The 24680-nt window shown below is 60.2% G+C and carries 28 protein-coding genes; 13 read left to right on the top strand and 15 right to left on the bottom strand.

Features of this window, described 5'->3' with window-relative positions; translation table 11 throughout:
• Positions 1-93: 93 nt before the first annotated feature.
• Positions 94-2160: an AsmA family protein gene (locus AO068_RS13835; RefSeq protein ID WP_058408640.1), complete on the bottom strand. Its 2067-nt coding sequence runs from the start codon at positions 2158-2160 to the stop codon at positions 94-96.
• Between the two features lie 223 nt (positions 2161-2383).
• Here AO068_RS13835 and AO068_RS13830 point away from each other — a divergent pair, with 223 nt between their 5' ends.
• From AO068_RS13830 to AO068_RS13810, 5 genes are all read left to right on the top strand, one after another.
• The gene (locus tag AO068_RS13830; RefSeq protein WP_002555418.1) at positions 2384-3016 is read left to right on the top strand and encodes a TetR family transcriptional regulator; all 633 of its coding nucleotides are present in this window, start codon (positions 2384-2386) and stop codon (positions 3014-3016) included.
• 186 nt (positions 3017-3202) lie between these two features.
• Positions 3203-3703, top strand: a complete 501-nt coding sequence (gene ureE, locus AO068_RS13825) for an urease accessory protein UreE (RefSeq protein ID WP_002555419.1) — start codon at positions 3203-3205, stop codon at positions 3701-3703.
• The gene (locus AO068_RS13820) at positions 3700-4374 is read left to right on the top strand and encodes an urease accessory protein UreF (protein ID WP_002555420.1); all 675 of its coding nucleotides are present in this window, start codon (positions 3700-3702) and stop codon (positions 4372-4374) included. The genes ureE and AO068_RS13820 overlap by 4 nt, the downstream gene beginning before the upstream one ends.
• A gap of 21 nt (positions 4375-4395) precedes the next feature.
• Complete coding sequence (ureG, locus tag AO068_RS13815; RefSeq protein WP_003368915.1) at positions 4396-5013, top strand: urease accessory protein UreG; 618 nt, start codon at positions 4396-4398, stop codon at positions 5011-5013.
• Positions 5014-5038: 25 nt separating this feature from the next.
• A complete protein-coding gene (locus AO068_RS13810; protein ID WP_002555422.1) occupies positions 5039-5611 on the top strand; it encodes a HupE/UreJ family protein in 573 nt (190 codons plus the stop codon).
• Positions 5612-5665: 54 nt separating this feature from the next.
• Here the strand turns inward: AO068_RS13810 and AO068_RS13805 are convergent, their stop codons facing one another.
• The 9 genes from AO068_RS13805 to nrdR all read right to left on the bottom strand — a co-directional run bounded on the left by AO068_RS13805 (position 5666) and on the right by nrdR (position 12341).
• Positions 5666-6085: a hypothetical protein gene (locus tag AO068_RS13805; RefSeq protein WP_004666326.1), complete on the bottom strand. Its 420-nt coding sequence runs from the start codon at positions 6083-6085 to the stop codon at positions 5666-5668.
• A complete protein-coding gene (ribA, locus tag AO068_RS13800; protein WP_058408714.1) occupies positions 6082-6699 on the bottom strand; it encodes a GTP cyclohydrolase II in 618 nt (205 codons plus the stop codon). The genes AO068_RS13805 and ribA overlap by 4 nt, the downstream gene beginning before the upstream one ends.
• 134 nt (positions 6700-6833) lie before the next feature.
• Positions 6834-7799 (bottom strand): thiamine-phosphate kinase, encoded by a 966-nt coding sequence (thiL, locus tag AO068_RS13795; RefSeq protein ID WP_058408639.1) that lies wholly within the window; start codon positions 7797-7799, stop codon positions 6834-6836.
• A gap of 16 nt (positions 7800-7815) precedes the next feature.
• Positions 7816-8313, bottom strand: a complete 498-nt coding sequence (gene nusB, locus AO068_RS13790) for a transcription antitermination factor NusB (RefSeq protein ID WP_002555426.1) — start codon at positions 8311-8313, stop codon at positions 7816-7818.
• Positions 8310-8786, bottom strand: a complete 477-nt coding sequence (ribH, locus tag AO068_RS13785; RefSeq protein WP_002555427.1) for a 6,7-dimethyl-8-ribityllumazine synthase — start codon at positions 8784-8786, stop codon at positions 8310-8312. Before ribH ends, nusB begins: the two co-directional genes overlap by 4 nt.
• A gap of 130 nt (positions 8787-8916) precedes the next feature.
• Entirely contained in the window at positions 8917-10008 is a 1092-nt protein-coding gene (gene ribBA, locus AO068_RS13780; protein WP_058402660.1) for a bifunctional 3,4-dihydroxy-2-butanone-4-phosphate synthase/GTP cyclohydrolase II, read from the bottom strand.
• 16 nt (positions 10009-10024) lie between these two features.
• Complete coding sequence (locus AO068_RS13775) at positions 10025-10687, bottom strand: riboflavin synthase (RefSeq protein WP_058408638.1); 663 nt, start codon at positions 10685-10687, stop codon at positions 10025-10027.
• 47 nt (positions 10688-10734) lie between these two features.
• Positions 10735-11835, bottom strand: coding sequence for a bifunctional diaminohydroxyphosphoribosylaminopyrimidine deaminase/5-amino-6-(5-phosphoribosylamino)uracil reductase RibD (gene ribD / locus AO068_RS13770; protein ID WP_161936589.1), 1101 nt, complete (start codon positions 11833-11835; stop codon positions 10735-10737).
• 41 nt (positions 11836-11876) lie between these two features.
• Positions 11877-12341 carry a transcriptional regulator NrdR gene (nrdR, locus tag AO068_RS13765; protein WP_002555431.1) on the bottom strand — a complete coding sequence of 155 codons (465 nt, stop codon included), beginning with the start codon at positions 12339-12341 and terminating at the stop codon, positions 11877-11879.
• Between the two features lie 176 nt (positions 12342-12517).
• Here nrdR and AO068_RS13760 point away from each other — a divergent pair, with 176 nt between their 5' ends.
• The 3 genes from AO068_RS13760 to trxA all read left to right on the top strand — a co-directional run bounded on the left by AO068_RS13760 (position 12518) and on the right by trxA (position 14763).
• On the top strand, positions 12518-12967 hold the full coding sequence (locus tag AO068_RS13760; RefSeq protein ID WP_005782043.1) for a hypothetical protein: 450 nt from the start codon (positions 12518-12520) through the stop codon (positions 12965-12967).
• Positions 12964-13617 carry a class I SAM-dependent methyltransferase gene (locus AO068_RS13755; RefSeq protein ID WP_058408636.1) on the top strand — a complete coding sequence of 218 codons (654 nt, stop codon included), beginning with the start codon at positions 12964-12966 and terminating at the stop codon, positions 13615-13617. Before AO068_RS13760 ends, AO068_RS13755 begins: the two co-directional genes overlap by 4 nt.
• 273 nt (positions 13618-13890) lie before the next feature.
• Positions 13891-14763: a thioredoxin gene (gene trxA / locus AO068_RS13750; protein ID WP_058402664.1), complete on the top strand. Its 873-nt coding sequence runs from the start codon at positions 13891-13893 to the stop codon at positions 14761-14763.
• A 54-nt stretch (positions 14764-14817) separates the two neighbouring features.
• On the opposite strand, the gene AO068_RS13745 is transcribed toward trxA, so the two are convergent.
• Together AO068_RS13745 and AO068_RS13740 are read right to left on the bottom strand one after the other, a co-directional pair.
• On the bottom strand, positions 14818-15171 hold the full coding sequence (locus AO068_RS13745; RefSeq protein WP_058402665.1) for a hypothetical protein: 354 nt from the start codon (positions 15169-15171) through the stop codon (positions 14818-14820).
• A gap of 61 nt (positions 15172-15232) precedes the next feature.
• The gene (locus AO068_RS13740) at positions 15233-15655 is read right to left on the bottom strand and encodes a nuclear transport factor 2 family protein (RefSeq protein ID WP_058402666.1); all 423 of its coding nucleotides are present in this window, start codon (positions 15653-15655) and stop codon (positions 15233-15235) included.
• Positions 15656-15936: 281 nt separating this feature from the next.
• Here AO068_RS13740 and AO068_RS13735 point away from each other — a divergent pair, with 281 nt between their 5' ends.
• From AO068_RS13735 to AO068_RS13715, 5 genes are all read left to right on the top strand, one after another.
• Entirely contained in the window at positions 15937-16524 is a 588-nt protein-coding gene (locus AO068_RS13735) for a DUF2796 domain-containing protein (protein WP_058408635.1), read from the top strand.
• 69 nt (positions 16525-16593) lie between these two features.
• Positions 16594-17304, top strand: coding sequence for an ABC transporter ATP-binding protein (locus AO068_RS13730; protein WP_058408634.1), 711 nt, complete (start codon positions 16594-16596; stop codon positions 17302-17304).
• A 1-nt stretch (position 17305) separates the two neighbouring features.
• Complete coding sequence (locus AO068_RS13725) at positions 17306-18571, top strand: ABC transporter permease (protein WP_004666332.1); 1266 nt, start codon at positions 17306-17308, stop codon at positions 18569-18571.
• Between the two features lie 8 nt (positions 18572-18579).
• Complete coding sequence (locus tag AO068_RS13720; RefSeq protein ID WP_058402703.1) at positions 18580-19104, top strand: DUF3299 domain-containing protein; 525 nt, start codon at positions 18580-18582, stop codon at positions 19102-19104.
• Between the two features lie 103 nt (positions 19105-19207).
• A complete protein-coding gene (locus AO068_RS13715; RefSeq protein ID WP_058408633.1) occupies positions 19208-19894 on the top strand; it encodes an OmpW/AlkL family protein in 687 nt (228 codons plus the stop codon).
• 285 nt (positions 19895-20179) lie between these two features.
• On the opposite strand, the gene AO068_RS13710 is transcribed toward AO068_RS13715, so the two are convergent.
• From AO068_RS13710 to AO068_RS13700, 3 genes are all read right to left on the bottom strand, one after another.
• Positions 20180-21109 carry an NAD-dependent epimerase/dehydratase family protein gene (locus AO068_RS13710; protein ID WP_058408632.1) on the bottom strand — a complete coding sequence of 310 codons (930 nt, stop codon included), beginning with the start codon at positions 21107-21109 and terminating at the stop codon, positions 20180-20182.
• On the bottom strand, positions 21102-21986 hold the full coding sequence (locus tag AO068_RS13705; protein ID WP_058402671.1) for a sugar nucleotide-binding protein: 885 nt from the start codon (positions 21984-21986) through the stop codon (positions 21102-21104). The genes AO068_RS13710 and AO068_RS13705 overlap by 8 nt, the downstream gene beginning before the upstream one ends.
• A gap of 153 nt (positions 21987-22139) precedes the next feature.
• Positions 22140-24461 (bottom strand): mechanosensitive ion channel family protein, encoded by a 2322-nt coding sequence (locus tag AO068_RS13700; RefSeq protein ID WP_058408630.1) that lies wholly within the window; start codon positions 24459-24461, stop codon positions 22140-22142.
• Positions 24462-24680: the final 219 nt, after the last annotated feature.

The following is a 24680-nucleotide window of genomic DNA, read 5'->3' as shown; positions in this document are numbered from 1 at the left end:
AGATTATCGTTCCGCTCGCTCCAGCGTCGGAATGCATTGCGTGACGCTCTGCGTCACAGTTCTGCATCGCACCGCTGATCCTTGAGTGTGCAATCACTTCACCGTCTTCGGCGCCTTGCCAGTGCGCATCTGCTCCAGCAGTGGGCCGCATTGGTTCGGTGCGCTATCGCCGGTCGCGACCAGCGCCAGCAGACCGGCCACCGGGCCTACGGTTGCACCGAGCAGAACCATACCGGCGCCGCGCAGCAGTAACGGGCCGGACTGTACGCCTGCATTGGGCTTGGCGAACGGGCCGTTGACATACAGTGGCGAGCGCAACGAGAACACGCGGAAGCCCTTGGACTCCGGGTTGACCTGCAGGTCCAGCTGCTCGGTCTTCATGTTCGCGGTGCCATTGATGTAGATGATGGCGTTCTCGGTATCGAAGACGAACAGCCGACTGGTCGCCAAGCCGTCCTTGATGCCAAAGTCAGAAGCCGCGCAGTTGATCTTCACGTCCTTGTCGCCAAACAGCTTGCCCACCACGTAGTTGCCCACGTTGAGCCCGGCAATTTCCATCAGGCCACGGCTGATCGCGCCGTCGTTGACCAGCATTTTCATTTCACCGTTGGCGGTGCCGAGCAAAGCGGCAATCGAGTTGCCTCGGCCACTGATGTCGGCATCGCCATTCAGCTCACCGAAGCTGGTTTTCATCGGTTCAAAGGTCGGGAACAGCTGCTTGAGCTTGAAGTTGCGCGCCGACAGCTTCGCCCTGCCCTGCAACGGCTTGTTGCGGCCGTCGAGGCGGATATCCGCATCCAGCTTGCCGCCTGCCACTCCAAAGCGCAGCGGCTCCAGGCTCAATTGCCCATCGTTGAGAATCAGATGGGTATACAGGTCGGTGAACGGTAAGTCCGGGCTTTGCACAATGCGCTTGCCGGTGAACTCCACGTCGGCATCCATCGCTCGCCAGCGGTCAGTCTGAAACTCTTCTACGGGCAGGACCTTGCCCGACGGCTGCTTGCTCTCGCCACCGCGTTTTTTCTGAGCGGCATTCGAGTCCGCACCAATCAGCGGCGCGAGGTCGCTGAACAACAACTGATTGGACACCAGTACGCCGCTCAGCTTCGGCCGTGGCTGGCTGGCGACGTAACCCAGATCGCCGTGGATATCGCTGTTGCCGATCTTGCCGTTGAAGCCTTGGTAACGAAAGTTGGCTCCTGCCGGGTCATGCAGTTTGGCGATCAGGCGGCCATCAGTGGAGTAAGCCGGAGAGTCCGGCAGGGTAACGCCGGTCAGCGGGTACAGATTGCTCAGGCTCGCGCCGGAAAGTTTAAGGCGCAGATCCAGCGCACCCAGGTTCTGTGGGTCGGTCAGGGTCCCGGCGATGACCGCATGAGTATCACCGACCTTCACATCGGCCTGCACCGGGAAAGGCTGACTGGCATCCTTGAGCGCCAGAAGGCCACCCACCTTGCCGGTGCCGCTCAGTTTCTGACCGTGGTACTGGCCTGTTACAGCCAGACCAAACGCATAGTCCTGCGGTACTGCGCCCTTTTCCTGAGCCTTTTGCGCTTCCTTGCTGCCAACAATTTCGCCAAACGGGATCGGCTTGCCGAGCAAGTCGATCACCACATCCAGATTGGCATTCAGTGTCTGGTCATTGAAACTCACCAGTCCCTTGTCGAACTTGATGGCTCCGATATCCACCACCCACTTGGAAGGTTCAGCGTTCGGGTCGGATTTGGGCAGGTCGAACACCCAGTTGGCGCGACCATCGGCCAGCCGCTCGAGCTTTGCCTCGGGGCCGGTCAAATCGATACGCGGGATGACCACTTGCTGAGCCAGCAGTGGCAACAGCGACAGACGAAACTCAACGTGCTTGAGAGTGACCATCTGCGGGGTTTTCGACCACTCGGGATTACCCAGTGTCAGGTCATCGGCCACGAAGTGCGGCGACGGCACCCAGGCACGCCAGCCACCGAGCTCGGGCTCGCGCGTCCAGCGCACATCCAGGTCACCATTGATGGCGAACGGGCGATGCAGCGCTTCGCTGACTTTCTCATTGAGGGTAGGTTTGATGCGATTCCAGTCGAACGTGACAAGCACAATGACCAGTATGGCCAGCACCACCAATAACGTGGCACCTGTCCAGGCGAAAATCTTGCGGCTGCGCGTCATGCGTGACTCTCCAGAAAACAGCGCCCCGACCCTGGCGCGCTGAATACGACATGAATGTTCGACTGACAAACGCGCCGAGGGTTTGATTTGAATACGAAATCGCACCAAAGGCCAGCACCCGCGCTGCAGCGCACGTAAAAGAGTCTGAATGAAAACCCTTTCGACGCAGGTAAAGCGCATTTGCTAAAGTGCAGTCCAGCCTAATCCAAGAATCGTTTGAGCCATGCTGCCCCGCGCCGAACAGAAACAACAGACCCGAAGAGCCTTGCTTGATGCTGCCCATCAGTTGATGGAAAGCGGACGCGGCTTCGGCAGCCTGAGCCTGCGGGAAGTGGCGCGCACGGCAGGCATCGTGCCGACCGGGTTTTATCGCCACTTCGAAGACATGGACCAGTTGGGCCTGGCGCTGGTGAGTGAGGTCGGCCAGACCTTCCGCGAAACCATCCGGCTGGTACGCCACAATGAATTCGCCATGGGCGGGCTGATTCGCGCGTCGGTGAAGATATTTCTAGAGCGTGTAGCGGCCAATCGCTCGCAGTTTCTGTTTCTGGCCCGTGAACAGTATGGCGGCTCTCTTAAAGTGCGTCAGGCGCTGGGGGCTTTGCGCGAGGGCATCAGCGCCGACCTGACGGCCGACCTGGCAAAAATGCCCAAATGGCAGCACCTGAACGCTGACGCGCTGTCGATCATCGCCGACCTGGTGGTCAAAAGCGTGTTCGCCATGCTGCCGGAACTGATCGACCCTCCACCCGCTTCGCTTGCACCGCACCTGACACCTCAGGCCAAGATTACCCAGCAACTGCGCTTCATCTTTATCGGCGCACGGCACTGGCGTGGGCTCGGTAGTCACGATTGAGCGTCAGTTGAAGCCAGCCAGAGCACCAAAATAGATCACTTTTTTCGTTGCGCACCATTAGTGATCACGTCAAGGCCGTGCACAATTAAAAAGTCAGGCATTTCCGCCAGCGATTTCCTACAGCCTGCCCTGTTGGCAAGCCCCTTGCTCTGATTTGAAGCATCGCAATTGGCTGGAAGCTATCTAATGCTGGTGATTCACAACCGAATCGAACCTCAGGCCGAATGGGCCGCCGAGCTGCATTTGAATTTCGAGGCACGCAGCAAGAGTCGCCTGCGCTGCTTCAGTGCGGAAAACGAAGACGTCGGCCTGTTTCTGCAACGCGGTCAATCGCCCCTGCGCGATGGTGAGTTTCTGCAGGCCGAAGATGGCCGCGTGGTGCGTGTCTGCGCTCGCCCGGAAAAGCTGATGCACGTTACTTGCAGCAGCACCTTCGAACTGACCCGCGCGGCCTATCATCTCGGCAATCGTCACGTAGCCCTGCAGGTCGGCGACGGCTGGTTGCGCCTGCTCGATGACTACGTGCTCAAGGCTATGCTCGATCAACTCGGTGCCACCGTCGAAACCATCGAAGCGCCGTTCCAGCCGGAACATGGTGCCTATGGCGGCGGGCATCACCACTCGCGTGCAGGCGAAGAGGATTTCAACTATCCGCCCCGCATGCACCAGTTCGGCGTGCGCAAGTGAACAGCGCCTGGGCGCTTTTGCGTCTGGCCAGCCCGCAGCTGCCGATTGGCGGCTACAGCTATTCACAAGGGCTGGAAATGGCCGTGGAGCAGTCCATCGTGGTGGACCCGCAGACTGCAGGGCGCTGGATAAGCGATCAGCTGTTGCTCAATCTCGCTCGCTTTGAGGCACCCTTGCTGCTGGCCCATTGTGAAGCAGCGTCAGCCGGTGACTGGGGCCAACTGCTGCAAGTCAGCGAGCAACACCGCGCCAGCCGCGAAACGCGCGAGCTGCATCAGGAAAGCCGGCAGATGGGTTATTCCTTGCAACAACTGCTCAATGGCCTGCCTGAGCTGGATCGCGATGCGCGCCACTTTCTTGAACAGACTGCAGAGCCGCACCTGGCCCTGGGCTGGGCGCTGGCCGCACGTGCCTGGCAGATCAGCCCGCAAGACGCGCTGGCCGCATGGCTGTGGAGCTGGCTGGAAAACCAGCTGGCCGTGCTGATGAAAACCCTGCCACTCGGCCAGCAAGCTGCGCAACGCCTGACCAGCGAGCTGTTGCCGTTACTGCAGCAAGCGCAGGTCAATGCCACCCGACAAGATACCCACCATGCCGGCAGCGCAGCCTTCGGCCTGTCCCTGGCGAGCATGGCGCATGAACGTCAATACAGCCGGTTATTCCGGTCCTGATCAGTATTTATGGAGAACTCAATGAACAGCCAACCTCTGCGCGTCGGCATCGGTGGCCCGGTAGGGTCCGGCAAGACAGCCCTGACCCTGGCGCTGTGCCTGGCATTGCGCGACCGCTATAACCTGGCGGTCGTGACCAACGATATCTATACCCGCGAAGACGCTGACTTTCTGGTGCGCAACGAGGCACTGGCCCCTGAGCGCATCATCGGCGTTGAAACCGGTGGTTGCCCGCATACTGCCATTCGTGAAGACGCGTCGATCAACCTGGAGGCGGTTGACCAGCTCAATCGTCGCTTTGAGGGCCTGGACCTTATCATTGTCGAATCCGGTGGCGATAACCTTTCCGCAACGTTCAGCCCGGAGCTTTCCGACCTGACGATTTACGTGATCGACGTATCGGCAGGCGACAAACTGCCTCGCAAGGGCGGCCCGGGTATCTGCAAGTCCGATCTGCTGGTGATCAACAAGATAGACCTCGCACCGCTGGTGGGCGCGTCACTGGAAATGATGGACAGCGACACGCGCAGGATGCGCGGCGAAAAGCCGTTCGTGTTCAGCAACCAGAAAACCGGTCAGGGTCTGGAGCAGATCATTGCCTTCATTGAACGCCAGGGTCTGCTGACTGCAGCCGCCTGAATTCACAACCAAAAGGAACCCGTCGATGAACTACAAAAAAGCCCTTGGCGCCCTCGCGCTGCTGCTTATCCCGACTCTGGCGCTGGCCCATCCCGGTCATGGCGATAACGGCCTGATAGCGGGTATCAGCCATCCGATTGGCGGTCTGGATCATTTGCTGGCAATGCTTGCCGTCGGCTTGTGGGCCGCACAACAGCAAGGTTCCGCACGCTGGGCGCTGCCCTGCACCTTCGTCGGCACCATGCTGATCGGTGGCGTGCTGGGCTTTGAAGGTCTGAACCTGCCTGCGCTGGAAAGCGGCATTGCCGCGTCGGTACTGGCGCTGGGTCTGGCTGTGGCACTGGCAGTGCGTCCGCCCTTGGCACTGGCCGTTGCAGCGACAGCACTGTTTGCGTTGTTCCACGGTGTGGCGCATGGCCTTGAGCTTCCTGACATGTCCAGTCCATGGGCTTACGCAGCAGGCTTCGTGGCAGCGACTGCAGCCTTGCATGCGGCAGGTTATGCCGTGGTTCGCGTATTGCCTCAGGCGGCAGCACCGCTGGTGCGCATCGCAGGTGCAGCTTCTGCGGCAACGGGTGTCTGGTTGCTGGCGGGCTGATCGGATTTCCGGCTGATCGTGCCCACTTGGCCTGGAAAAATCAGCCGGGGACGATCAGCGGGAAAGCGCAGGAATGCGGTACAGGTAGAGCAGCACTGCGCTGGCAAACGCCAGCAGGCAGACCGGCAAAGGGTGCAAGCCGAACAGCACCGCGATGGCGGCGATCCAGGCGGGCAGCCCGGCAGCGAGAAAGGCCAGACGGCGGACGGCAGCCAGTTTGAGCCATGCTGCCGGCTCTTCCGGCGTGTCGAGTGCGGCCTGGGTAGCCGTTAACGCGCGTTTGTAAGCACCGAACGGCTTCAGACTGACGAACATCGAGCCTATCCCGGCAATGAACAGCGGTATCGCCAACACAGGAATGAGCGGCTCGCTGGCACCGAAAAACACACAGACCACAAGCAATGGTGCCAAGGTCAGACCCAGTTGACGCCACCAAGCCATTTCCAGCTTTTGACGCACCTCGCTGCGTGTCACGCGGGGCCGACCTCGCTTTGATGCTCGTTACCCATCATGTGCCCCAGCTTGCCCGCCTTGGTCGCCAGATAAAGGCGGTTGTGCGGATTTTGCCCGGTGTGCAACGGCACGCGCTCGGCGACCTTGATGCCCATGTCGGTCAAGGCTTTGACCTTGCGCGGGTTATTGGTCATCAGACGCAGCGACTGAACGCCCAGATGCTGAAGCATCGGCAGGCAGATCGCGTAATCGCGCTGGTCGGCGGCAAAGCCCAGACGCTCATTGGCTTCTACCGTGTCGGCACCGCCATCCTGCAGTTCATAGGCGCGGATCTTGTTCATCAGGCCGATACCGCGTCCTTCCTGACGCAGATACAGCAATACGCCGCGCCCTTCGGTAGCAATGGCGCGCAGGGCGGCTTCAAGTTGTGAGCCGCAATCGCAACGCTGACTGAACAGGGCGTCGCCTGTCAGGCATTCGGAATGCACGCGGCCAAGAACCGGCTCACCGTCCGCCACATCGCCCAGACTCAGGACGACATGTTCACGGCCGGTTGCCGACTCGATAAAGCCGTGCATGGCAAATTCTGCAAAGGGGGTGGGCAGTTTGGAAGCGGCGACAAAGACGACGGGCACCGTGTGCTCCTGATCAGTATGAAGACTGGAAATTCGCAAGATTCGCATTGTAACAGCAGGTTCCTGCGGACGCTCAGGCTGAATTCTCGGGCGTTTAGATCATAAAGTTCGATAGATAGACGCAGTGCATCCCTTCACTGCGCGCTGTCGAAATGCTGGTAGCCACGCGTATCGGGCGTGACATCCAGCCCTGCGCCGTCGACAACAATGACACCCTGGCCCTTCTCTACCCGGCCAATCACATGCACCGGCCAGCCTTCATCCAGCAAGCTGGCAAGGTGCCCGGACGGCAGCGTGAAAGCCAGAATGTAATCGTCGCCACCGCTAAGCGCAGCCTGCCGGGCAGACGGCAGATCGAGCAACGTCAGCAGCTGATCAGACATCGGCAGCCTGTCACGTTCGACGAGCAGCCGGACGCCTGATGCACGGGCGATGTGTCCGCAATCAGCCAGCAGCCCATCGGAGATGTCCAGCGCCGACGTCGCCCTGCCCCGCAATGCCTGCCCCAGCGCCAGTTGAGGTTGCGGCGACCAGTAGCGGGCCAGCAACGCCTCGGCAATCGAAGCCTCGGTGCTGCGTTGCTTCAATACCAGCGGCAACGCACCTGCGCCATCACCCAGCGCGCCGCCAACGCAGAGCAAATCGCCGGCGCAAGCGCCGCTGCGCGTCAGGGCCGAGCCGGCTGGAACAGCGCCGAACACCGTTAGCGTGAGGCTCAAGGGCCCGCGTGTGGTATCGCCGCCGATCAAACGCAGCGAACAGCCCTGCGCCATGTGATTGAGGCCGCGGGCAAATGCCTGCAGCCAGTCGGCATCGACCTGCGGGAGGGTCAAGGCAAGGGTAAACGCGACAGGACGAGCGCCCATGGCCGCCAGATCGCTGGCAGATACCGCCAGCGCTCGCTGGCCAAGCAGGAAGGGGTCGCAGACGTCAGGAAAATGCACCCCGGCAACCAAGGTATCGGTCGAGATCGCCAACTGCTCGCCGGGCGCTAACGCAAGCAACGCGCAGTCGTCGCCGATCCCCAGGGCAACTTCCTCGCCCACCTGCGCACAGGGCGCGGCGGCGAAGTAATTGCGGATCAGCTCGAACTCTCCCATAAAGGTCAGGCGCGAATCAGCGCTTGTGGGCCTTCACTTCGACTTCACGCAGGCGCGGTGCCAGCTTGTCCAGCACACCATTGACGAACTTGTGACCGTCAGTAGAGCCATAGACCTTGGCCAGCTCGATGCCTTCGTTGATCACAACGCGGTAAGGCACGTCGATGCGCTTGAGCAGCTCGAAGGTGGACAGGCGCAGGACGGCCAGTTCAACCGGGTCGAGTTCTTCGATGGTCAGGTCGAGGCAAGGCGAGAGCGCGGTGTCGATCTCGGTCTTGTTGGTGGCCACACCGTGCAGCAGTTCACGGAAGTAGGCGCCGTCGACATTGCTGAAATCGTTGTCGACACGAAACTGTGCTTCGATCTCGTTCAACGCATGGCCAGCCATGTGCCACTGATAAAGGGCCTGAGTAGCCATCTGCCGCGCTTCGCGACGTTTGGCACTTTTGCCCTTGGCAGCTTCCGGCGATTTGGCGTCGCGCGGGTTGAACTGGTCGGTATCGTCGGAAATCACTTGGCCTCCAGCTGCGACAGCAGGCTTACCATTTCAATGGCGGACAGAGCAGCTTCAGCGCCCTTGTTACCGGCCTTGGTGCCGGAACGCTCGATGGCCTGCTCGATGGAGTCGACGGTCAGTACGCCGAAAGCGACCGGAACGCCGAACTCCATGGACACCTGAGACAAGCCTTTGACGCACTCACCTGCAACGTATTCAAAGTGCGGAGTACCGCCACGGATCACCGCACCCAGCGCGACGATGGCCGCGAATTCGCTGCGCTGGGCAACTTTCTGCACGACCAGCGGGATTTCGAACGCACCCGGCGCACGGATGATGGTGATGTCGCTTTCGCTGACACCGTGGCGTACCAGCGCATCAACGGCACCGCTAACCAGGCTTTCCACGACGAAGCTGTTGAAACGGCCCACTACCAAGGCGTAGCGGCCTTGTGGGGCGATGAAGGTACCTTCGATGGTCTTCAAGGTCATTCGGTGAGTCTCGTATTAAAGAGCAAGCCCGCCTTGGGGCGGACTTTGAGGGATATTAGGCCACGAATCGCAACTGTCAGGCCAAAAGCTGCGAAAAAACCGTCTTTCGCACGCCCCGACCTGCCGGTATTTATTCGGAGGGCACGTATTCTACAACTTCCAGATCGAAACCGGATATCGCATTGAACTTCATCGGTGAACTCATCAGGCGCATTTTGCGCACGCCGAGGTCACGAAGGATCTGCGAACCGGCACCCACCGTGCTGTAAGTGGTCGGCGTCTTGATCGGTTGCTGCCCTGCCGTTTCGCGAATGTGAGCCAGCAGCACATCGCCATCCAGCGGATGACCGAGCAACAGTACGACGCCGCTGCCAGCCTCGGAAACCGCTCGCATGGCGGCGCGCAGGCTCCAGCGGCCGGGCTGGCTGACCATCAGCAGGTCGCGCAGCGGGTCCATGTTATGAACGCGCACGAGGGTTGGTTCTTCTGCGCAGATCTTGCCCAGGGTCAGCGCCAGGTGCACATCACCCTCGACCGAATCGCGGTAGGTCACCAGGTTGAAACTGCCCAGTTCGCTGTCCATCGGCTGCTCGGCAATCCGCTGAACGGTACGTTCATGGATCATCCGGTAGTGAATCAGGTCGGCAATGGTGCCGATCTTGATGTCGTGTTGCCGGGCAAACTCTTCAAGTTCGGCGCGACGCGACATGGTGCCGTCGTCGTTCATGACTTCGCAGATCAGCCCCGTCGGCTCGAAGCCGGCCATGCGCGCCAGGTCGCAGGCCGCTTCGGTATGACCGGCGCGAGCCAGAGTGCCACCGGCCTGAGCCATCAGCGGGAAGATGTGCCCCGGGCTGACGATGTCTTCGGCTTTCGCTTCTTTGGCAGCGGCGGCCTGAACGGTGCGTGCACGGTCGGCTGCGGAGATACCGGTGGTCACGCCTTCCGCGGCTTCAATGGAAACGGTGAACTTGGTGCCGAAGCCGGAGCCGTTACGCGGTGCCATCAGCGGCAGTTTGAGAGTTTCGCAGCGCTCGCGGGTCATCGGCATGCAGATCAGGCCACGGGCGAAGCGCGCCATGAAGTTGATGTGCTCGGGCTGCACGCATTCGGCGGCCATGATCAGGTCGCCTTCGTTCTCACGGTCTTCGTCATCCATGAGGATGACCATCTTGCCCTGGCGAATGTCTTCAACCAGTTCTTCGATAGTGTTGAGCGCCACGCGGCACCCCCTTGATTCAGGATTTGAGGTAGCCGTTCTCGGCCAGAAAGCTTTCGGTGATCGTGCCGTGGCCAGGCTCTGCAGCCTTGTCGCCCAGCAGCAGGCGCTCCAGGTAACGTGCCAGCAGGTCTACTTCCAGGTTGACCTTACGGCCAGGCTGGTAGTCGGCCATGATGGTTTCGCTGAGGGTGTGCGGCACGATGGTCAGTTCGAACTCGGCACCGTTGACCGAATTGACGGTCAGGCTGGTGCCGTCGACCGTGATAGAACCTTTGTGGGCGATGTATTTGGCCAGTTCGCGTGGCGCACGCACCGTAAACTGAATGGCGCGGGCGTTATCGGCACGGGAAACAATTTCGCCCACGCCGTCGACATGGCCGCTGACCAGATGACCGCCCAGACGCGTAGTCGGGGTCAGGGCCTTTTCCAGGTTGACCCGGCTGCCGCTCTTGAGGTCGACAAAGGCGGTGACGGTCAGGGTTTCCCGGCTGACATCAGCCCAGAAGCCATCACCGGGCAATTCGACAGCGGTAAGGCATACGCCATTCACGGCAATGCTGTCGCCGAGTTTGACGTCGGTCAGGTCAAGCTTGCCGGTTTCCACATAAACGCGGACGTCGCCGCCTTTCGGAGTCAGGGCGCGGATGCTGCCAATGGATTCGATAATGCCGGTAAACATGGGTCCTCCGGGAGAACAAGGGCTGCGCGCTAGGCGAAAGCCGGGAATTATACGCCGGGTGTGCGCACAGGGAGAGCGATGACTCGCCAGTCATTACCGACGGCACGCATTTCCACGATGTTCAGCTCCAGCGCTTCGCTCATCTGCGCCAGCGGCAGGTCGAGCAGCGGCCGGGCCGATGAGCCGAGAAACTTGCCGGCAATGAATATCTGAAACTCGTCGACCAGCCCGAGACGCGCAAAGGCACCCGCCAGCCGCGGACCGGCTTCGACCAGCACTTCATTGACGCCACGCGTGGCCAATTCGCCCATCAGCTTGCGCAGGTCGACATGACCGGCGCTGTCAGCCAGTGCCAGCATCTCGTGGCCTTCTTCCTGATAGCGACCTCGCGCCGACGCCGCAGCACAGGTAACGACCAGCGCACTGCCCGCCTGAAAGAACGGCGCGTCCAGCGGCACGCGCAGACGACCGTCAATCAATACCCGCAGGGGCGGACGCGCAGCGGCCAGCGCGGTCAATTCTGCATTGAGCCCCAACTCATCGGGGCGCACGGTGAGACGAGCCTTGTCGGCCAGCACCGTATCGGCACCGGTCAGCACTACGCTCGACTGCGCGCGCAGACGCTGAACGGCAGAACGCGCCTCGGGACCGGTGATCCACTGGCTTTCGCCGCTGGCCATAGCGGTTCGGCCATCCAGGCTCATGGCCATCTTCACGCGTATGTAGGGCTGTCCGGTTTCCATGCGCTTGAGAAAGCCTTTGTTCAGCGCTCGCGCTTCGCTTTCCAGCACGCCACATTGAACGCCGATACCGGCATTCATGAGGCGCAACAGGCCACGGCCGGAGACTTCGGGATTGGGGTCCTGCATCGCAGCGACAACCCGCGCCACTCCGGCTTCGATCAGTGCATCGGCACAGGGCGGTGTGCGCCCCTTGTGACTGCACGGTTCGAGGGTGACGTAAGCGGTCGCGCCTCTGGCCAGCTCGCCAGCCTGGCGCAAGGCATGCACTTCGGCATGCGGCTCACCGGCCCGTACATGCCAGCCTTCGCCAACGATCCGGCCTTCACGCACGATCACGCAGCCGACGCGCGGGTTGGGGTGCGTGGAGTAGAGCCCGTTACGCGCCAGCTCCAGCGCACGCGCCATGTAATGAACGTCGAGAGCCGCCTGTTCAGTCAGCAATGCACTTATTCCTTACCCGGCTCGCGGGCCAGACGGTCGATTTCTTCACGAAATTCGTTGAGGTCCTGAAAGCGGCGGTACACCGAAGCAAAGCGGATATAGGCCACTTCGTCGAGCTTCTGCAGCTCGGCCATGACCAGTTCGCCAACCACCAGCGATTTGACTTCGCGCTCGCCGGTCGCTCGCAGCTTGTGCTTGATGTGCACCAGTGCCGCCTCGAGACGCTCGACACTCACCGGACGCTTTTCAAGCGCACGCTGCATACCGGCGCGCAGTTTTTCTTCATCGAAAGGCTGACGACTGCCATCCTGTTTGATCAGACGCGGCAAAACCAGCTCGGCAGTTTCGAACGTCGTGAAGCGCTCGCCGCAGGCCAGACACTCGCGTCGGCGGCGTACTTGCTCGCCTTCGGCGACGAGGCGGGAGTCGATGACTTTGGTGTCATTGGCACCGCAGAAGGGACAGTGCATGGTGGCTGGCAACGAAAGAATGAGGAGCGCCATGTTAGCGCATCCTGCTGGCAAGACAAGGCTGAGGGTTTACGGTATATAGACGCGCATTAAAGCGATGTGAAATTGCCTGCGCTCGGTAATACTGCATGCATGGCGTCACTCAGCCTTTCGATTTTTGTCTTGTGGAGCTCTTGATGACGTTACGCCCCGTTATTCTAATCGGCCTCATTGGCTTGCTGGCCGCGTGCAGCAGCAATGACGCGCCAAAACCGGCTGCGGCACCGCCCGTCGCCCCGGCAATCAAAGTGCCTGCCGGGCCCGGCCCGCTGCAACCGTACCAACGTGAACTCAGCGGGCAACTGCTCGGCGTCCCGGCCGGGGCCGAGGTCGAGCTGGCGATGCTGGTGATCGACGAGCGCGGCCGTCCACAGAAGCTGCTGACCAACACCTTGCTGAAGGGCAACGGCCAGTCATTGCCGTTCCAGTTGCGCTTCAACCCGGAAGCCTTTCCGGTAGGCGGGCGTGTCGAACTGCGCGGCCGCGCCAGTCAGTCGGGGCAATTGATACTGCACCTGCCTTCGATGCGCATCGACCAGCCCACCACTCAGGCACTGGGGCAATTGCAATTCGTCAAGGCGCCATGATTGCTCCGCGACACCTTCAAGACGCGCTGAGCGAGCTGCTCGGCGACGCCCGGCTGGTTGTCACAACGCTGCCGGGCACTGAGCTGAAGCTGTGGCTGATCGACGATGCCAACATGGACCGTGCCTTCAGCCCGGATGAAACGCGGCGTATTCTGGAAGAGCCACCGTACTGGAGCTTCTGCTGGGCAAGTGGCCTGGCTCTGGCGCGTTTTCTGGCCGAAAACCCGCACTGGGTGGAAGGCAAGCGGGTACTGGATTTCGGTGCAGGTTCGGGCGTGGCAGGTATTGCCGCGCTAAGGGCAGGAGCACTTGAGGTGGTGGCCTGTGATCTCGACCCGTTGGCGATCGCTGCCTGCCGGGCCAATGCCGAACTCAACCAGGTGCAGTTAAGCTACTCGACGGATTTTTTCGCCGAAGCGGATCGTTTTGATCTGATTCTGGTTGCCGACGTGCTGTACGACCGCGCCAACCTGCCGCTGCTGGATCAATTTCTGTCCCGGGGCCGCGAAGCACTGGTGGCGGACTCCCGCGTGCGCGACTTCAAGCACGCGGCTTATCAGCGTCTGACGATGCTGCATGCGCACACCCTGCCGGACCTGGCAGAACCCCATGAGTTTCGCGACGTGAGCCTCTATCACGCGGCGCGGTGAGCGCTAAATAACAGCCCAGAATCGCTCAGCTAAACGGTTTCTGTAGGAGCGAACTTGTTCGCGAATACGGTTGTTCGAACGATAAATTTCCAGAGAATTTTCCGTCCCTTTCGCGAACAAGTTCGCTCCCACGGCCTTCGGCCAGAATCAAAAGCAAATGTGTGGATAGCGCTGAGCGTGCGGGGCAAGGATGATGCCCCACCGCCGACGCCGCTTTCAGCATTGCCCTGCGGGCTTTATAGTTGGCGGCATTCAGATTCTTCGAGACGTGCAATGAGCCAGGAAACTGCTTACATCTTCGACGCAACCGCCGCGAACTTCGATCAACTGGTGATCGACAAATCGTTCGACCAGCCTGTACTGGTCGATTTCTGGGCCGAGTGGTGTGCGCCCTGCAAGGTCTTGATGCCCCTGCTGCAGCAAATCACCGAGAGTTATCAGGGCGAATTGCTGCTGGCCAAGGTCAATTGCGACATCGAGCAGGACATTGTTGCGCGCTTCGGCATTCGCAGCCTGCCGACCGTTGTGCTGTTCAAGGACGGCCAGCCGGTGGATGGTTTTGCCGGTGCTCAGCCTGAATCGGAAATCCGCAAGATTCTCGAGCAACATGTCGTCATGCCACCTCCTCCGGCCGCTGATCCATTCAAGCAGGCGCAAGAGCTGTTTGCAGAAAGCCGTTTTGCCGAAGCCGAAGCGCAGCTCAAGGTGCTGCTGGGCGAAGACAACACCAATGCCGCAGCGCTGATTCTGTATGCGCGCTGCCTGGCAGAACGTGGCGAACTGAGCGAGGCAAAGGCGGTGCTGGACGCCGTTACCGGTGATGCACACAAAGCAGAGCTGGCGGGTGCCAAGGCGCAACTGACGTTCCTGGCACAAGCGGCCACTCTGCCGGATGTGGCCGAACTGAAAAGTCGTCTGGCGCAAAACCCTCAGGATGACGAAGCGGTGCATCAACTGGCGATTCAGCAATTGTCACGTCAACAGTACGAAGCCGCGCTGGATGGCCTGCTCAAACTGTTCATTCGCAATCGCAATTACGCCGAGGGCCTGCCGCACAAGACGCTGTTGCAAGTGTTCGACCTGCTGGGCAATGAGCACCCACTAGTAACCGCATACCGTCGCAAGCTGTTCGCCGCGCTGTATTAAGGCAACTTGCTACCGGCACCGCACCTGTGCCGGTGGCTGAATAACCAGGTCAGATCACGTCGCGGCGACCCAGCTGTACAGCGGCGCATCCCCGCCACTCTCGACCTTCACGTTCGCAGAGTGACGCAAGCGCACCAGCAAATGCTTGCCTGCCGCAGTACTGCCGGCCAGCCCTTCCAGTTGCCCCAGCAGATCCGGCCCACTCATCTGCCCGGCCTTTTGCAACAATTCCTGTGCGACCTGCCACAGCCTGTCGTCCTGATTAAGCGGCTTGCTCTCGACCACGGCGGCCGATACGTCGGGAGCTGCGGCCTTGAGCTGCGCGCCCAGTTGCGCCCAGTCGCCTTCGTCCAGTTCAAGGGTCAAATCCACGGGCCACTGGCCTACGGTTCCACGAATACGCAACATGATGTGTACCTGCTGACAGTCAGGCGTACATGCTCCCACAGGCTGGCGCGCATGCCCATGATCAACCGTAACGCCACTGGCTGATGACCGGCTCTTTACCGTTCATGAAGTTGCCAAGCGCCCGCACGTCATAGACATTTTCCCAATGCTCGACAATTCTGCCATCACGAAACCGCCACAGGCCGCAAAACGGCATGATGATCTTCCGGCCCTCGCAACTGGCGCGCATCTCCCCCAGCACCGAGCCATAGTGCTCGTTGGCAATGATGTCGTGGACATCCATGTACAGGGTCTGACGTGTGCGCCTGAGCAGATTGATCTCGTGGGAAAGCACTGCGTCCTTGCCAATGGCTATGGACAAGCCACCACCAGCGCCCTGATCGGCTTTGTGCAGCACAATGTCAGCGTCGGCGAACTCGGTAATTCGTGTTGGATCCTTGTACACCGCACGCAGGATTTCTCTATTCGGATGGAGCTTGTTCATGAGTATCTTCCCTGATGTCGCACTCGGCTGGCGATGAAAACCCTCCCGGCGCATCCGGCGCAGGTACGGCGATTTTCACTCTCCAGAGTAGGAGCTGCTGACGCGAAGGCTGAGACTACTTCAGCATAAGCACGGGCAGGGGTATTCCAGATAACACCCTCAGCTAACGTCCCATGGAGACCAGATCGTCCTGCGCTCGAACAAAAACCCGTCCACGCACACCGACACTTGTTATAAGATCACATAACAGATTTTCTCGAATATTACCCCCGGAGTCCGCTATGCGCCGTTTGCTACTCGCCCTGCCTTTCGCCCTCTTGCCACTCGTAGCTGCCCACGCAGCCGAAGTACATGACCATGATCACGGCGATGAACACGGCAGTCTGGGTGCCCACGAGCATGGCGTCGGACGTCTGGATGTGGTGCTGGAAGGCAAGACGCTGGAGTTTGAATTCGACAGCCCGGCCATGAACATCGTCGGTTTCGAGCACGTTGCGACCTCGGATGAAGACAAAGCCAAAGTCGCCAAGGCGCGCGAGTTGCTACTCAAGCCCAACGCGCTGTTCAGCATCGCCGATGCCGCCAATTGCTCGGCCACCTCGGTGAAACTGGAAAGCCCGCTGTTCGGCGACAAGGATGACGATCACGATGAGCACGCCAAGGGCGGCGATGCCGATCATCATGAGCACAGCGAAATTCACGGCCACTACAAGTTCGTCTGTGACGCACCGGCCGTTCTGAAGAAGCTCGACCTGTCGCAAATCTTCAAAACCTTTCCCGACACCAAGAAGCTTCAGGTACAACTGATCTCGCCAGGCGGCCAATCGGGCGCAGAAGTGATCGCAGCCAACCCAACGCTGAAATTCTGATCGCACTCTGCGGTACAACGACCGGGCCTGGCCCGGTCTTTTAATTTCCAACCGAGCGTGAGTCAGCCCATGACCCAAGCACTGATCGAGCTATCGAACCTGAGCTTCAACTGGCCAGGCCATCCGCAGTTACTGGACATCCCCGAATTTCGCCTGCAAACCGGTGAAACACTGTTTCTCAAAGGCCCCAGCGGCAGCGGTAAAACCACCTTGCTGGGCCTGCTGGGCGGCGTGCAAAAACCTGTCAGCGGCAGCATTCACCTGTTGAATCAGGACCTGTCGACACTGTCGGCGGCAGCACGTGATCGCTTCCGAGTCGATCACACCGGCTACATCTTTCAGCAGTTCAATTTGTTGCCGTTTCTGTCGGTGCGGGAAAACATCGAGCTGCCCTGCCACTTTTCCAGCGTCCGCGCCGAGCGTGCGAAGCAACGCCACGGCAGCGTCGAAAAAGCGACCACCACCCTGCTCGCCCACCTGGGCCTGAAAGACCCGGCGATGCTGACACGACGTGCCGACTCATTGTCCATCGGCCAGCAACAACGCGTGGCCGCGGCCCGTGCGCTGATCGGTCAGCCTGAGCTGGTGATCGCCGACGAACCCACTTCGGCGCTGGACGCCGACTCTCGAGAAGCGTTCATTCGCCTGCTGTTCGCCGAATGCCGCGAGGCCGGGGCCAGCCTGCTGTTTGTCAGTCATGACCAGAGCCTGGCACCGCTGTTTGATCGCAATCTGTCGCTCAGCGACCTGAATCGCGCCGCCGTCGCCGTGGAGATTTGAGATGTATCTGTTTCGTCTGGCCATGGCCAGCCTGGCCAACCGCCGTTTCACCGCGTTTCTCACTGCCTTCGCCATTGCGCTGTCGGTGTGCCTGTTACTGGCCGTAGAGCGGGTGCGCACCGAAGCGCGCTCCAGCTTCGCCAGCACCATCAGCGGCACCGACCTGATCGTCGGCGCACGTTCCGGCTCGATCAACCTGTTGCTGTATTCGGTATTTCGCATCGGCAACGCCACCAACAATATTCGCTGGGACAGCTTTGAGCATTTTGCCCAGAGCAAACAGGTTAAATGGGCGATTCCGGTTTCGCTGGGCGACTCCCATCGTGGCTATCGGGTGATGGGCACCAACGAGGCGTATTTCGAGCATTATCAGTTCGGTCGCCAACAGCATCTGGAAATGGCCGAAGGACGCGAATTCAAGACCGATCCTTTCGAAGTGGTGCTGGGCTCGGAGGTCGCCAAGGCGCTGCATTATAAATTGGGCGACAAACTGGTATTGGCGCACGGTGTCGCGGCGATCAGCCTGGTCAAGCATGACGACAAGCCGTTCACCGTGGTCGGCATCCTCAAGCCGACCGGTACACCGGTGGACCGCACGCTGCATATCAGCCTGGGTGGCATGGAAGCCATTCATATCGACTGGCACAACGGCGCACCGGCGCGAGGCAACGAGCGTATCTCTGCCGATCAGGCACGCAATATGGACCTGACGCCGACTGCGATCACCGCCTTCATGCTGGGTCTGAATAGCAAGATCTCAACCTTCAGCCTGCAACGCGAAATCAACGAATACCGTGGCGAGCCCATGCTGGCGATTCTGCCCGGCGTGGCGCTGCAAGAGCTGTGGAGCCTGATGGGCACCGCGGAAAAGGCACTGTTCGTAATTTCGCTGTTCGTGGTGCTGACCGGTCTGATCGGCATGCTGACCGCGATTCTCACCAGCCTCAATGAACGACGCCGGGAGATGGCCATCCTGCGCTCGGTCGGCGCACGGCCCTGGCATATCGCAAGTCTGCTTATACTTGAAGCCTTCGCCCTGGCACTTGCGGGTGTCATCAGCGGCCTCGCACTGCTCTATATCGGCATCTTCGTGGCCAGAGACTACGTGCTCGACAACTACGGTCTGTACCTGTCGTCTATGCCACCTGGCCAATATGAATGGACCCTGCTCGGTGCCATTCTCGGTTGCGCGCTGTTGATGGGAACCGTGCCAGCCTGGCGAGCCTACAGGCAGTCACTGGCCGATGGACTGTCGATTCGTTTATGAGGACCTTCATGATGCGGCGCATGCTACTCACTCTGCTGCTTTCGGTTTCCACTCAACTGTGGGCCGCCGAGCCGCGTGAACTGACCTGGAATGACATGATTCCACCCGATGCACCCGTGGTGAAGCCGGTAACGGCTCCGATACACGATATGTCCAAGCTGTCCGATGCACTGGCCATGGAGGCAGCGCCTGCGGCCCATCAACTGGCTCCGCATGCGCCAGTGGTCAAGGCACTGGATGGCAAGCTGGTGCGTTTACCGGGCTACATCGTGCCACTCGAGGTCAGTGAGGAAGGCAGAGTGACGGAGTTTTTGCTGGTGCCGTATTTCGGTGCCTGCATCCATGTGCCGCCGCCGCCAGCGAACCAGATCGTGCATGTCACGAGTGAGCTGGGTGTGAAGGTCGATGAGCTGTATCAGCCGTACTGGATCGAAGGACCGATGCAGGCCAAATCGTCTACCAGCGAACTGGCAGAAGCGGGTTATCAGATGCAGGCAGACAAGATATTTGTCTACGAGTTGCCGGATTCATAAGGATGACGAGGTTCCCAGCGATTTCATTGAGCTGAGTCAAAGTCGCCGCTCGACAGCGCTTTAACATTATGCCCATAAATTTTGACTGATCTCTGGAGCCTCCATGAACAAGCACTTGCTACGCGCGTCTGTTGTCGCGCTTGCCATCGCCGCACCGGTCGCGGCACATGCCTACGAGCCTGGCGACTTCATCGTTCGCGCCGGTGTTGCGCACGTCCAGCCCAATGAAGATAGCGGCGAAGTGCGCCTCGACGGTGCCAAGGTTTCCGGGACTAAAGCGACTGTCGACGGCGAAAACCAGCTCGGCCTGACCTTCGCCTACATGCTGACCCAGCATGTAGGCATCGAGTTGCTGGCTGCTACACCGTTCAGCCACACCGTTTCAGTAAAGGGCCTGGGGCCAGGCCTGGACGGCAAGCTGGCTGATATCAAGCAACTGCCGCCGACACTGTCGTTGCAGTACTACCCGATGGAGCCTTCGTCGAAGTTCCAGCCGTATGCGGGCGTGGGTATCAACTACACCACCTTCTTCGATACCGACCTGACCGACAACCGCAAGGATCAGGGTTTCAGCAACCTCAAGCTCAAGGACTCGGTTGGTCTGGCCGCTCAGCTGGGCATGGACTACATGATCACTGACAACGTACTGGTCAACGCCTCGGTCTGGTACGTCGATATCGATACCAAAGCGACCGTGGACGGCCCTTCTGCCCTGGCCGTCGGCAAGACCAAGGTCGATGTTGATATCGACCCGTGGGTGTACATGGTGGGCGTGGGTTACAAGTTCTGATCTGCACACCTTCAAACGCCACAGACACAAAGGCACCCTCAGCGGGTGCCTTTGTGTTTTGTGGTTTGAATTCTGCGTGCCGGATTCCTGATTATCGTGCCGTGATTTAACCCGCGCCCCGGATTCCTGGCTATCGTGCCGATGCTCCGCGTCGGCATGCTGCTCGTGACGCTATGCGTCACAAATAGGCGCTGCACCGCACGCTCAAGAGCGGACGCAGAGCGTCCAGAAATGCATCACCACGCAGAGCGTGGGGACGATCAGCACTTACAGTCGATGCGGGGCTCATTGCCCCATCAGCAACTCAAGCCCGCGCTTCAAGGGTGTAGGCTCATCAATGCTGAAGTGCTCCAGCAGACGCTGGTTACTGGCCCGGGAATGTTTGATGTCGCCCGAGCGCGGTGCCTGATAGCTGACTTCCGGCTGTTTGCCGACCACTTGCGAGAGTGCCGACAGCAGCTCGTTGAGCGACGTGGTCTTGTTCAGGCCGACGTTGATCGCGCCTTCGATGGCGCTTTCCCGTGACAGGGCCTGTAGCAAAAGCTTGAGCAGGTCGCCCACGTAGAAGAAATCGCGCGTTTGCTCGCCATCGCCAAACACGTTGATCGGCAGGCCTTTCTGGATGCGTTCGGCAAAGATGCTGATCACGCCCGAATACGGCGACGACGGATCCTGGCGCGGGCCGAAGATGTTGAAGAAGCGAAAGATCACCGGCTCCAGACCATGCTGACGGCGGTAGAAGTCCAGGTAGAACTCGCTGGCCAGCTTGTCCGATGCGTAAGGAGTCAGCGGTGCTTTGGCGGTGTCTTCGGTGATTGCTTCACCTTCGCCGTTGTTGCCGTATACCGCCGCGCTGGAAGCAAATATCACGCGTTTGATGCCCGCTTCGCGCATGGCCTCACAGACATTCAGTGTGCCGATGAAGTTGCTTTGATGAGTGCGCACCGGGTCGTCGACTGACGCCTGAACCGAGGCCACCGCCGCCAGATGCACGACGGCCTTACAGCCTTGCGCAGCGCGCTTGACCAGTTCGGCATCGGCTACGTCGCCTTCGATCAGTTCAACGCGCGGGTTGTCGAGCGGCAAATTGCTGCGCTTGCCCGCCGAGAGGTTGTCGAGGATGCGCACGCAATGCCCGTCGGCAAGCAATGCATCGGTCAGGTGCGAGCCGATGAAGCCGGCACCTCCCGTAATCAGAACAGGGGCGTCAGACATGTCGATAATACCGGTCCAGCAGGCTTGGCAAGCCGGCCCGCCAGGCGCGGGGCTTGATGCCGAAAGTGTGGAGAATTTTCTTGCAGGCCAGCACCGCGTGCTGCGGTTCCTCGGCTGCATCGGGACGCGCGGCGTGAGCCTGTGCGGTGGGCGATTCAATGGCCAGCGGGTGCAGCAGACGCGCTTCGGTGAGCACCGCCTGACCCAGCGCCAGTGGCGTGGTCGCTTCGTGTCCGGCGTAGTGGTACGTGCCCCACAGCGGCGCTTCGCAATCGAGTTGCTTGACGATTGAAATAATCACCCGCGCCGCATCATCGATCGGCGTCGGGTTGCCGCGTCGATCATCGGCCAGCAGCAGCTCTCCGGGTTCTTTGGCGCGCGAAAGAAAGCGGCCAAGCACGCCATCGGCGCTGTCATCCAGCAACCAGCCAAAACGCACAAGCACATGTTGCGGGCAGGTGGCGCGCACGCTTTGCTCAATACGCCACAGCGCCTGACCGCGCAGCCCCAAGGGCACTGGCTCGTCTTTTTCGCTGTAGGCGGTCGCGCGCGAGCCATCGAACACACGATAACTGGAAGGTTGGACCAGTGTGATGTTGTGGTGCTGACACAGTTCGGCCAGGCGCTCGACAGAGCGCTCCTGATGGGTCAGGCGCGCTGCGCTCACGGTCTCCGCCTGAAACCAGTCGAAGTAGTAAGCGAGGTTTATCAGGGCATCGGGGCGGGTGTCATCAAGCAGTTGCGTGAGGCTCGCCACGTCCCAGCCGTCTTGCGGTGGACGTGGTGCGAGGAAACCAATGTCTTCCTCGGCACCCAGACGAATCAGCGCCTGCCCGAGGGCATTCCCGCCGCCCAACAGCATAAGGCGCATTCGCATAGAGTCAGCAGGCTCGGTATCAGATAATCAAACGAACAATTGAAAAACGCCTGCAAACATAACACGTTGCCTGCCAACCCCCAACAGTTGCGCAGCCTGGCGGGTCAATGACGCCGCCACAACGCGTTGCAGCGTCTCATCGCGCCCCATTGATTACTGAGCTGCCGGCCCTGGCGGGCTGTTGCCCTTGGGCAGACCAAGCGGTGCAGGTGCCGGCGCGGAAGGTGTCGCAGCAGCTGGGTCCGAAGGCGCAGGAGGCCCCTCGGCTTCAACGCCAGCCTGCGGGTTGTTGAAGCCCGGTCCCATGACCATCTGTGGATAAGTCTGCGCAAAACGCACGTTCGGGTTTTTATCCACAAGGCGCTTGAGGCGCTCGTTGAAGGCGCGCCCCACTGCGTACTGCCCGCCGGAAGAGGTACGGAATTGCGCGGTCAACACCATGCCGTTGAGGTTCATGCTGTCGACGCCGAACACCTCCAGCGGTCCTTGCAGGTTGTGCTTGAGCAGAATGTCATCGCTGATCGACTGCCCGGTTTCGCGGATCAGCGCCAGCGCATCATCAATATCCGAGTCGTAAGTGAACTGCACCGAGAAGAAGGCATACGCGAACTGCCGCGACTGGTTGGTGACCGCCTTGATCTGCCCGAACGGCACGGAATGGACAAACCCCTTGCCGTCGCGCAGGCGCACGGTACGGATGGTCAGGCTCTCCACCGAGCCGGAATGGCCGGTACTGAGCACCACCCAGTCGCCCACCGAGAAGGTGTCTTCGATGATGATGAACAGACCGGTGATCACGTCCTGCACCAGCTGTTGCGAACCGAAACCGATGGCCAGACCGACAACCCCGGCACCCGCCAGCAGCGGTGCAACGTTGATGCCCAGGTTGGCCATGGTGGTGATCGCGCAGATCACCACCAGAATGATTTTCACCGCGTTGCGCAGCAGCGGCAGAATGGTCTTGATTCGTGTGCTCGGTTGGCGGCCACTGCGATGGTTCGCTGGTGGTTTGAGGGCTTCCTGAATGGCCGTGTCGAGCACCACCCACAGCAGCCAGGTGACCACAAATATCAGGCCGATGCTGCTCAGCGAATCGCTGATCACGCGCCCCAGCGTATTGCGCTGGGCAAACTCGAACATCGAGAAGCCCCAGATACGCCCCAGTATCTCGATGAACCCGATGGCCAGCGCAATGCGCAACACCGCGTACACCAAGCTCAGCAGACGCGCCTTGTACACATGCCCGCCGCGCCCCAGGGATTCGGTCGGTTTGAACAGGTGCTGGAACACTGTGCTCAAAAATACCGTGGTGATCAGCAGAATGGTGGTGAACAACGCACAACGCAGCGCTTCCTGACTGTCTTCACCGGCTCCGATCAGGTTGATCGCCGAGACCAGAATCATCAGCAGGATCGGCAGGTGCCACAGGTTGGAGAAGATTTTCAGCGACTGCTGCAGCGCTGGCCGTTGCAGGCGGCTGCTCAAGGAACGGTTACGAATCAGGTGCGCCACCGGGCGGCGCACCTTGATGATCAGCATGCAGAACACCACCGAGGCAAACAGCCCGGTGAACACTGCAACGCTGGTGGTGACGTTGCTGCCCAACTGGCGGGCGATCTGCGGACTGGTCAGTGCATCGCTCAGCGCCGCCAGAAAACCGACCACAAACAGTGGCCTCGGCGCGTAGCGGCGAATCATGCGTACCGCAGCGCGCTTGTGCCCGGAGTTGAACATCACAATCACACAGAGCAGCACCGAGGTCGACACGATGCCGCTGCTGGTCGCATAGGCAAAGCACAGCGCCAGCGCACGGCCGACCGAAGACGGCATGAAGTGGCTGACGTAGAGAGTCAATGGCAGACAGACGATGGCTGGCAAGGTGAACGGCAACACGTATTTGAGCAGCGCCTGACTGCGCTCGCGCACCCGCATGAATGGCGTTCGGCACAAGCGCACCGCCAGAAAACGACCCAAAGTGGTCAGAACGGCAAACGAGCCGATCCAGACAAACGACAAGGCGAGGAAGTCCCCGGCAACACTCCACGGAGAACGTGTAGTGCGCTTGTTGACCAGTTTCTCCAGTTCGTCGGCTGCACGGTCGGCGCGCAATTGCCAGGCGTCGAAGAGGTTGTCGTCAAGATTGAGCTTTTCCTGGACGTCATCAATGCTGGAACTGATAGCACCGAGCAATCCGCCCTGCACCAGAAGCTCAGGGGCTTCGGCCGCTGCTGGCTCCCCGCCGTCTGCCGGTTTTGCATCCGCCTTTTCAGCGGCCTTGTCATCCGCTTTCGCCGCGGGTTTGTCAGCTGCCTTGGCATCGGCCTTTTCTTTGCCATCGGCCTTCTCGGCCGCTTTGTCGTCGGTCGGCACCGCAGCGCCCATTGGCAGCGCAGGTACATCGGCTGCGTGGAGATTGAAACTGCCTGCGAATAGCAGCAGACCCGACAGGATCAAGATTTTCAGCTGAGACGCCACGCAGTTTTCTCCTTCGATGGGCAAATACAACCATGCACAGGCCAAAGCGCGCTTTGATCCCAAGGAACTGATTCCCTTATGCCCGGCAAGTTCGGTTCCGGCAGGGAAATACGATGAGCCGATGTTTCAAAAAATTGCGCCAGAACAGTACGCTCATTCTTCCCGACTGAACTATGCAAAGCGCCAACTGCCGGAATTATCGGCGGCTGCCGAAGGCGT

This window comes from Pseudomonas sp. ICMP 3272 (genome assembly GCF_001466905.1).
In the GTDB taxonomy this organism is placed as follows: domain Bacteria; phylum Pseudomonadota; class Gammaproteobacteria; order Pseudomonadales; family Pseudomonadaceae; genus Aquipseudomonas; species Aquipseudomonas amygdali.
The sequence above is the reverse complement of the archived record's forward strand: the minus strand, read 5'-3'. Positions and strand labels throughout refer to the sequence as shown.

What these genes read in the sequence shown, in the direction of transcription:
- ureE (WP_002555419.1), top strand. Translation starts at nt 3,203, where the DNA reads ATGCTGGTGATTCACAACCGAATCGAACCTCAGGCCGAATGGGCCGCC.
- AO068_RS13830 (WP_002555418.1), top strand. Translation starts at nt 2,384, where the DNA reads ATGCTGCCCCGCGCCGAACAGAAACAACAGACCCGAAGAGCCTTGCTT.
- thiL (WP_058408639.1), bottom strand. Translation starts at nt 7,799, where the DNA reads ATGGGAGAGTTCGAGCTGATCCGCAATTACTTCGCCGCCGCGCCCTGT.
- AO068_RS13835 (WP_058408640.1), bottom strand. Translation starts at nt 2,160, where the DNA reads ATGACGCGCAGCCGCAAGATTTTCGCCTGGACAGGTGCCACGTTATTG.
- AO068_RS13715 (WP_058408633.1), top strand. Translation starts at nt 19,208, where the DNA reads ATGAACAAGCACTTGCTACGCGCGTCTGTTGTCGCGCTTGCCATCGCC.
- AO068_RS13810 (WP_002555422.1), top strand. Translation starts at nt 5,039, where the DNA reads ATGAACTACAAAAAAGCCCTTGGCGCCCTCGCGCTGCTGCTTATCCCG.
- AO068_RS13735 (WP_058408635.1), top strand. Translation starts at nt 15,937, where the DNA reads ATGCGCCGTTTGCTACTCGCCCTGCCTTTCGCCCTCTTGCCACTCGTA.
- trxA (WP_058402664.1), top strand. Translation starts at nt 13,891, where the DNA reads ATGAGCCAGGAAACTGCTTACATCTTCGACGCAACCGCCGCGAACTTC.
- ureG (WP_003368915.1), top strand. Translation starts at nt 4,396, where the DNA reads ATGAACAGCCAACCTCTGCGCGTCGGCATCGGTGGCCCGGTAGGGTCC.
- AO068_RS13705 (WP_058402671.1), bottom strand. Translation starts at nt 21,986, where the DNA reads ATGCGAATGCGCCTTATGCTGTTGGGCGGCGGGAATGCCCTCGGGCAG.
- AO068_RS13760 (WP_005782043.1), top strand. Translation starts at nt 12,518, where the DNA reads ATGACGTTACGCCCCGTTATTCTAATCGGCCTCATTGGCTTGCTGGCC.
- AO068_RS13730 (WP_058408634.1), top strand. Translation starts at nt 16,594, where the DNA reads ATGACCCAAGCACTGATCGAGCTATCGAACCTGAGCTTCAACTGGCCA.
- AO068_RS13775 (WP_058408638.1), bottom strand. Translation starts at nt 10,687, where the DNA reads ATGTTTACCGGCATTATCGAATCCATTGGCAGCATCCGCGCCCTGACT.
- AO068_RS13740 (WP_058402666.1), bottom strand. Translation starts at nt 15,655, where the DNA reads ATGAACAAGCTCCATCCGAATAGAGAAATCCTGCGTGCGGTGTACAAG.
- nrdR (WP_002555431.1), bottom strand. Translation starts at nt 12,341, where the DNA reads ATGCACTGTCCCTTCTGCGGTGCCAATGACACCAAAGTCATCGACTCC.
- AO068_RS13725 (WP_004666332.1), top strand. Translation starts at nt 17,306, where the DNA reads ATGTATCTGTTTCGTCTGGCCATGGCCAGCCTGGCCAACCGCCGTTTC.
- ribD (WP_161936589.1), bottom strand. Translation starts at nt 11,835, where the DNA reads ATGGCGCGTGCGCTGGAGCTGGCGCGTAACGGGCTCTACTCCACGCAC.
- AO068_RS13755 (WP_058408636.1), top strand. Translation starts at nt 12,964, where the DNA reads ATGATTGCTCCGCGACACCTTCAAGACGCGCTGAGCGAGCTGCTCGGC.
- AO068_RS13720 (WP_058402703.1), top strand. Translation starts at nt 18,580, where the DNA reads ATGATGCGGCGCATGCTACTCACTCTGCTGCTTTCGGTTTCCACTCAA.
- AO068_RS13710 (WP_058408632.1), bottom strand. Translation starts at nt 21,109, where the DNA reads ATGTCTGACGCCCCTGTTCTGATTACGGGAGGTGCCGGCTTCATCGGC.
- ribH (WP_002555427.1), bottom strand. Translation starts at nt 8,786, where the DNA reads ATGACCTTGAAGACCATCGAAGGTACCTTCATCGCCCCACAAGGCCGC.
- AO068_RS13745 (WP_058402665.1), bottom strand. Translation starts at nt 15,171, where the DNA reads ATGTTGCGTATTCGTGGAACCGTAGGCCAGTGGCCCGTGGATTTGACC.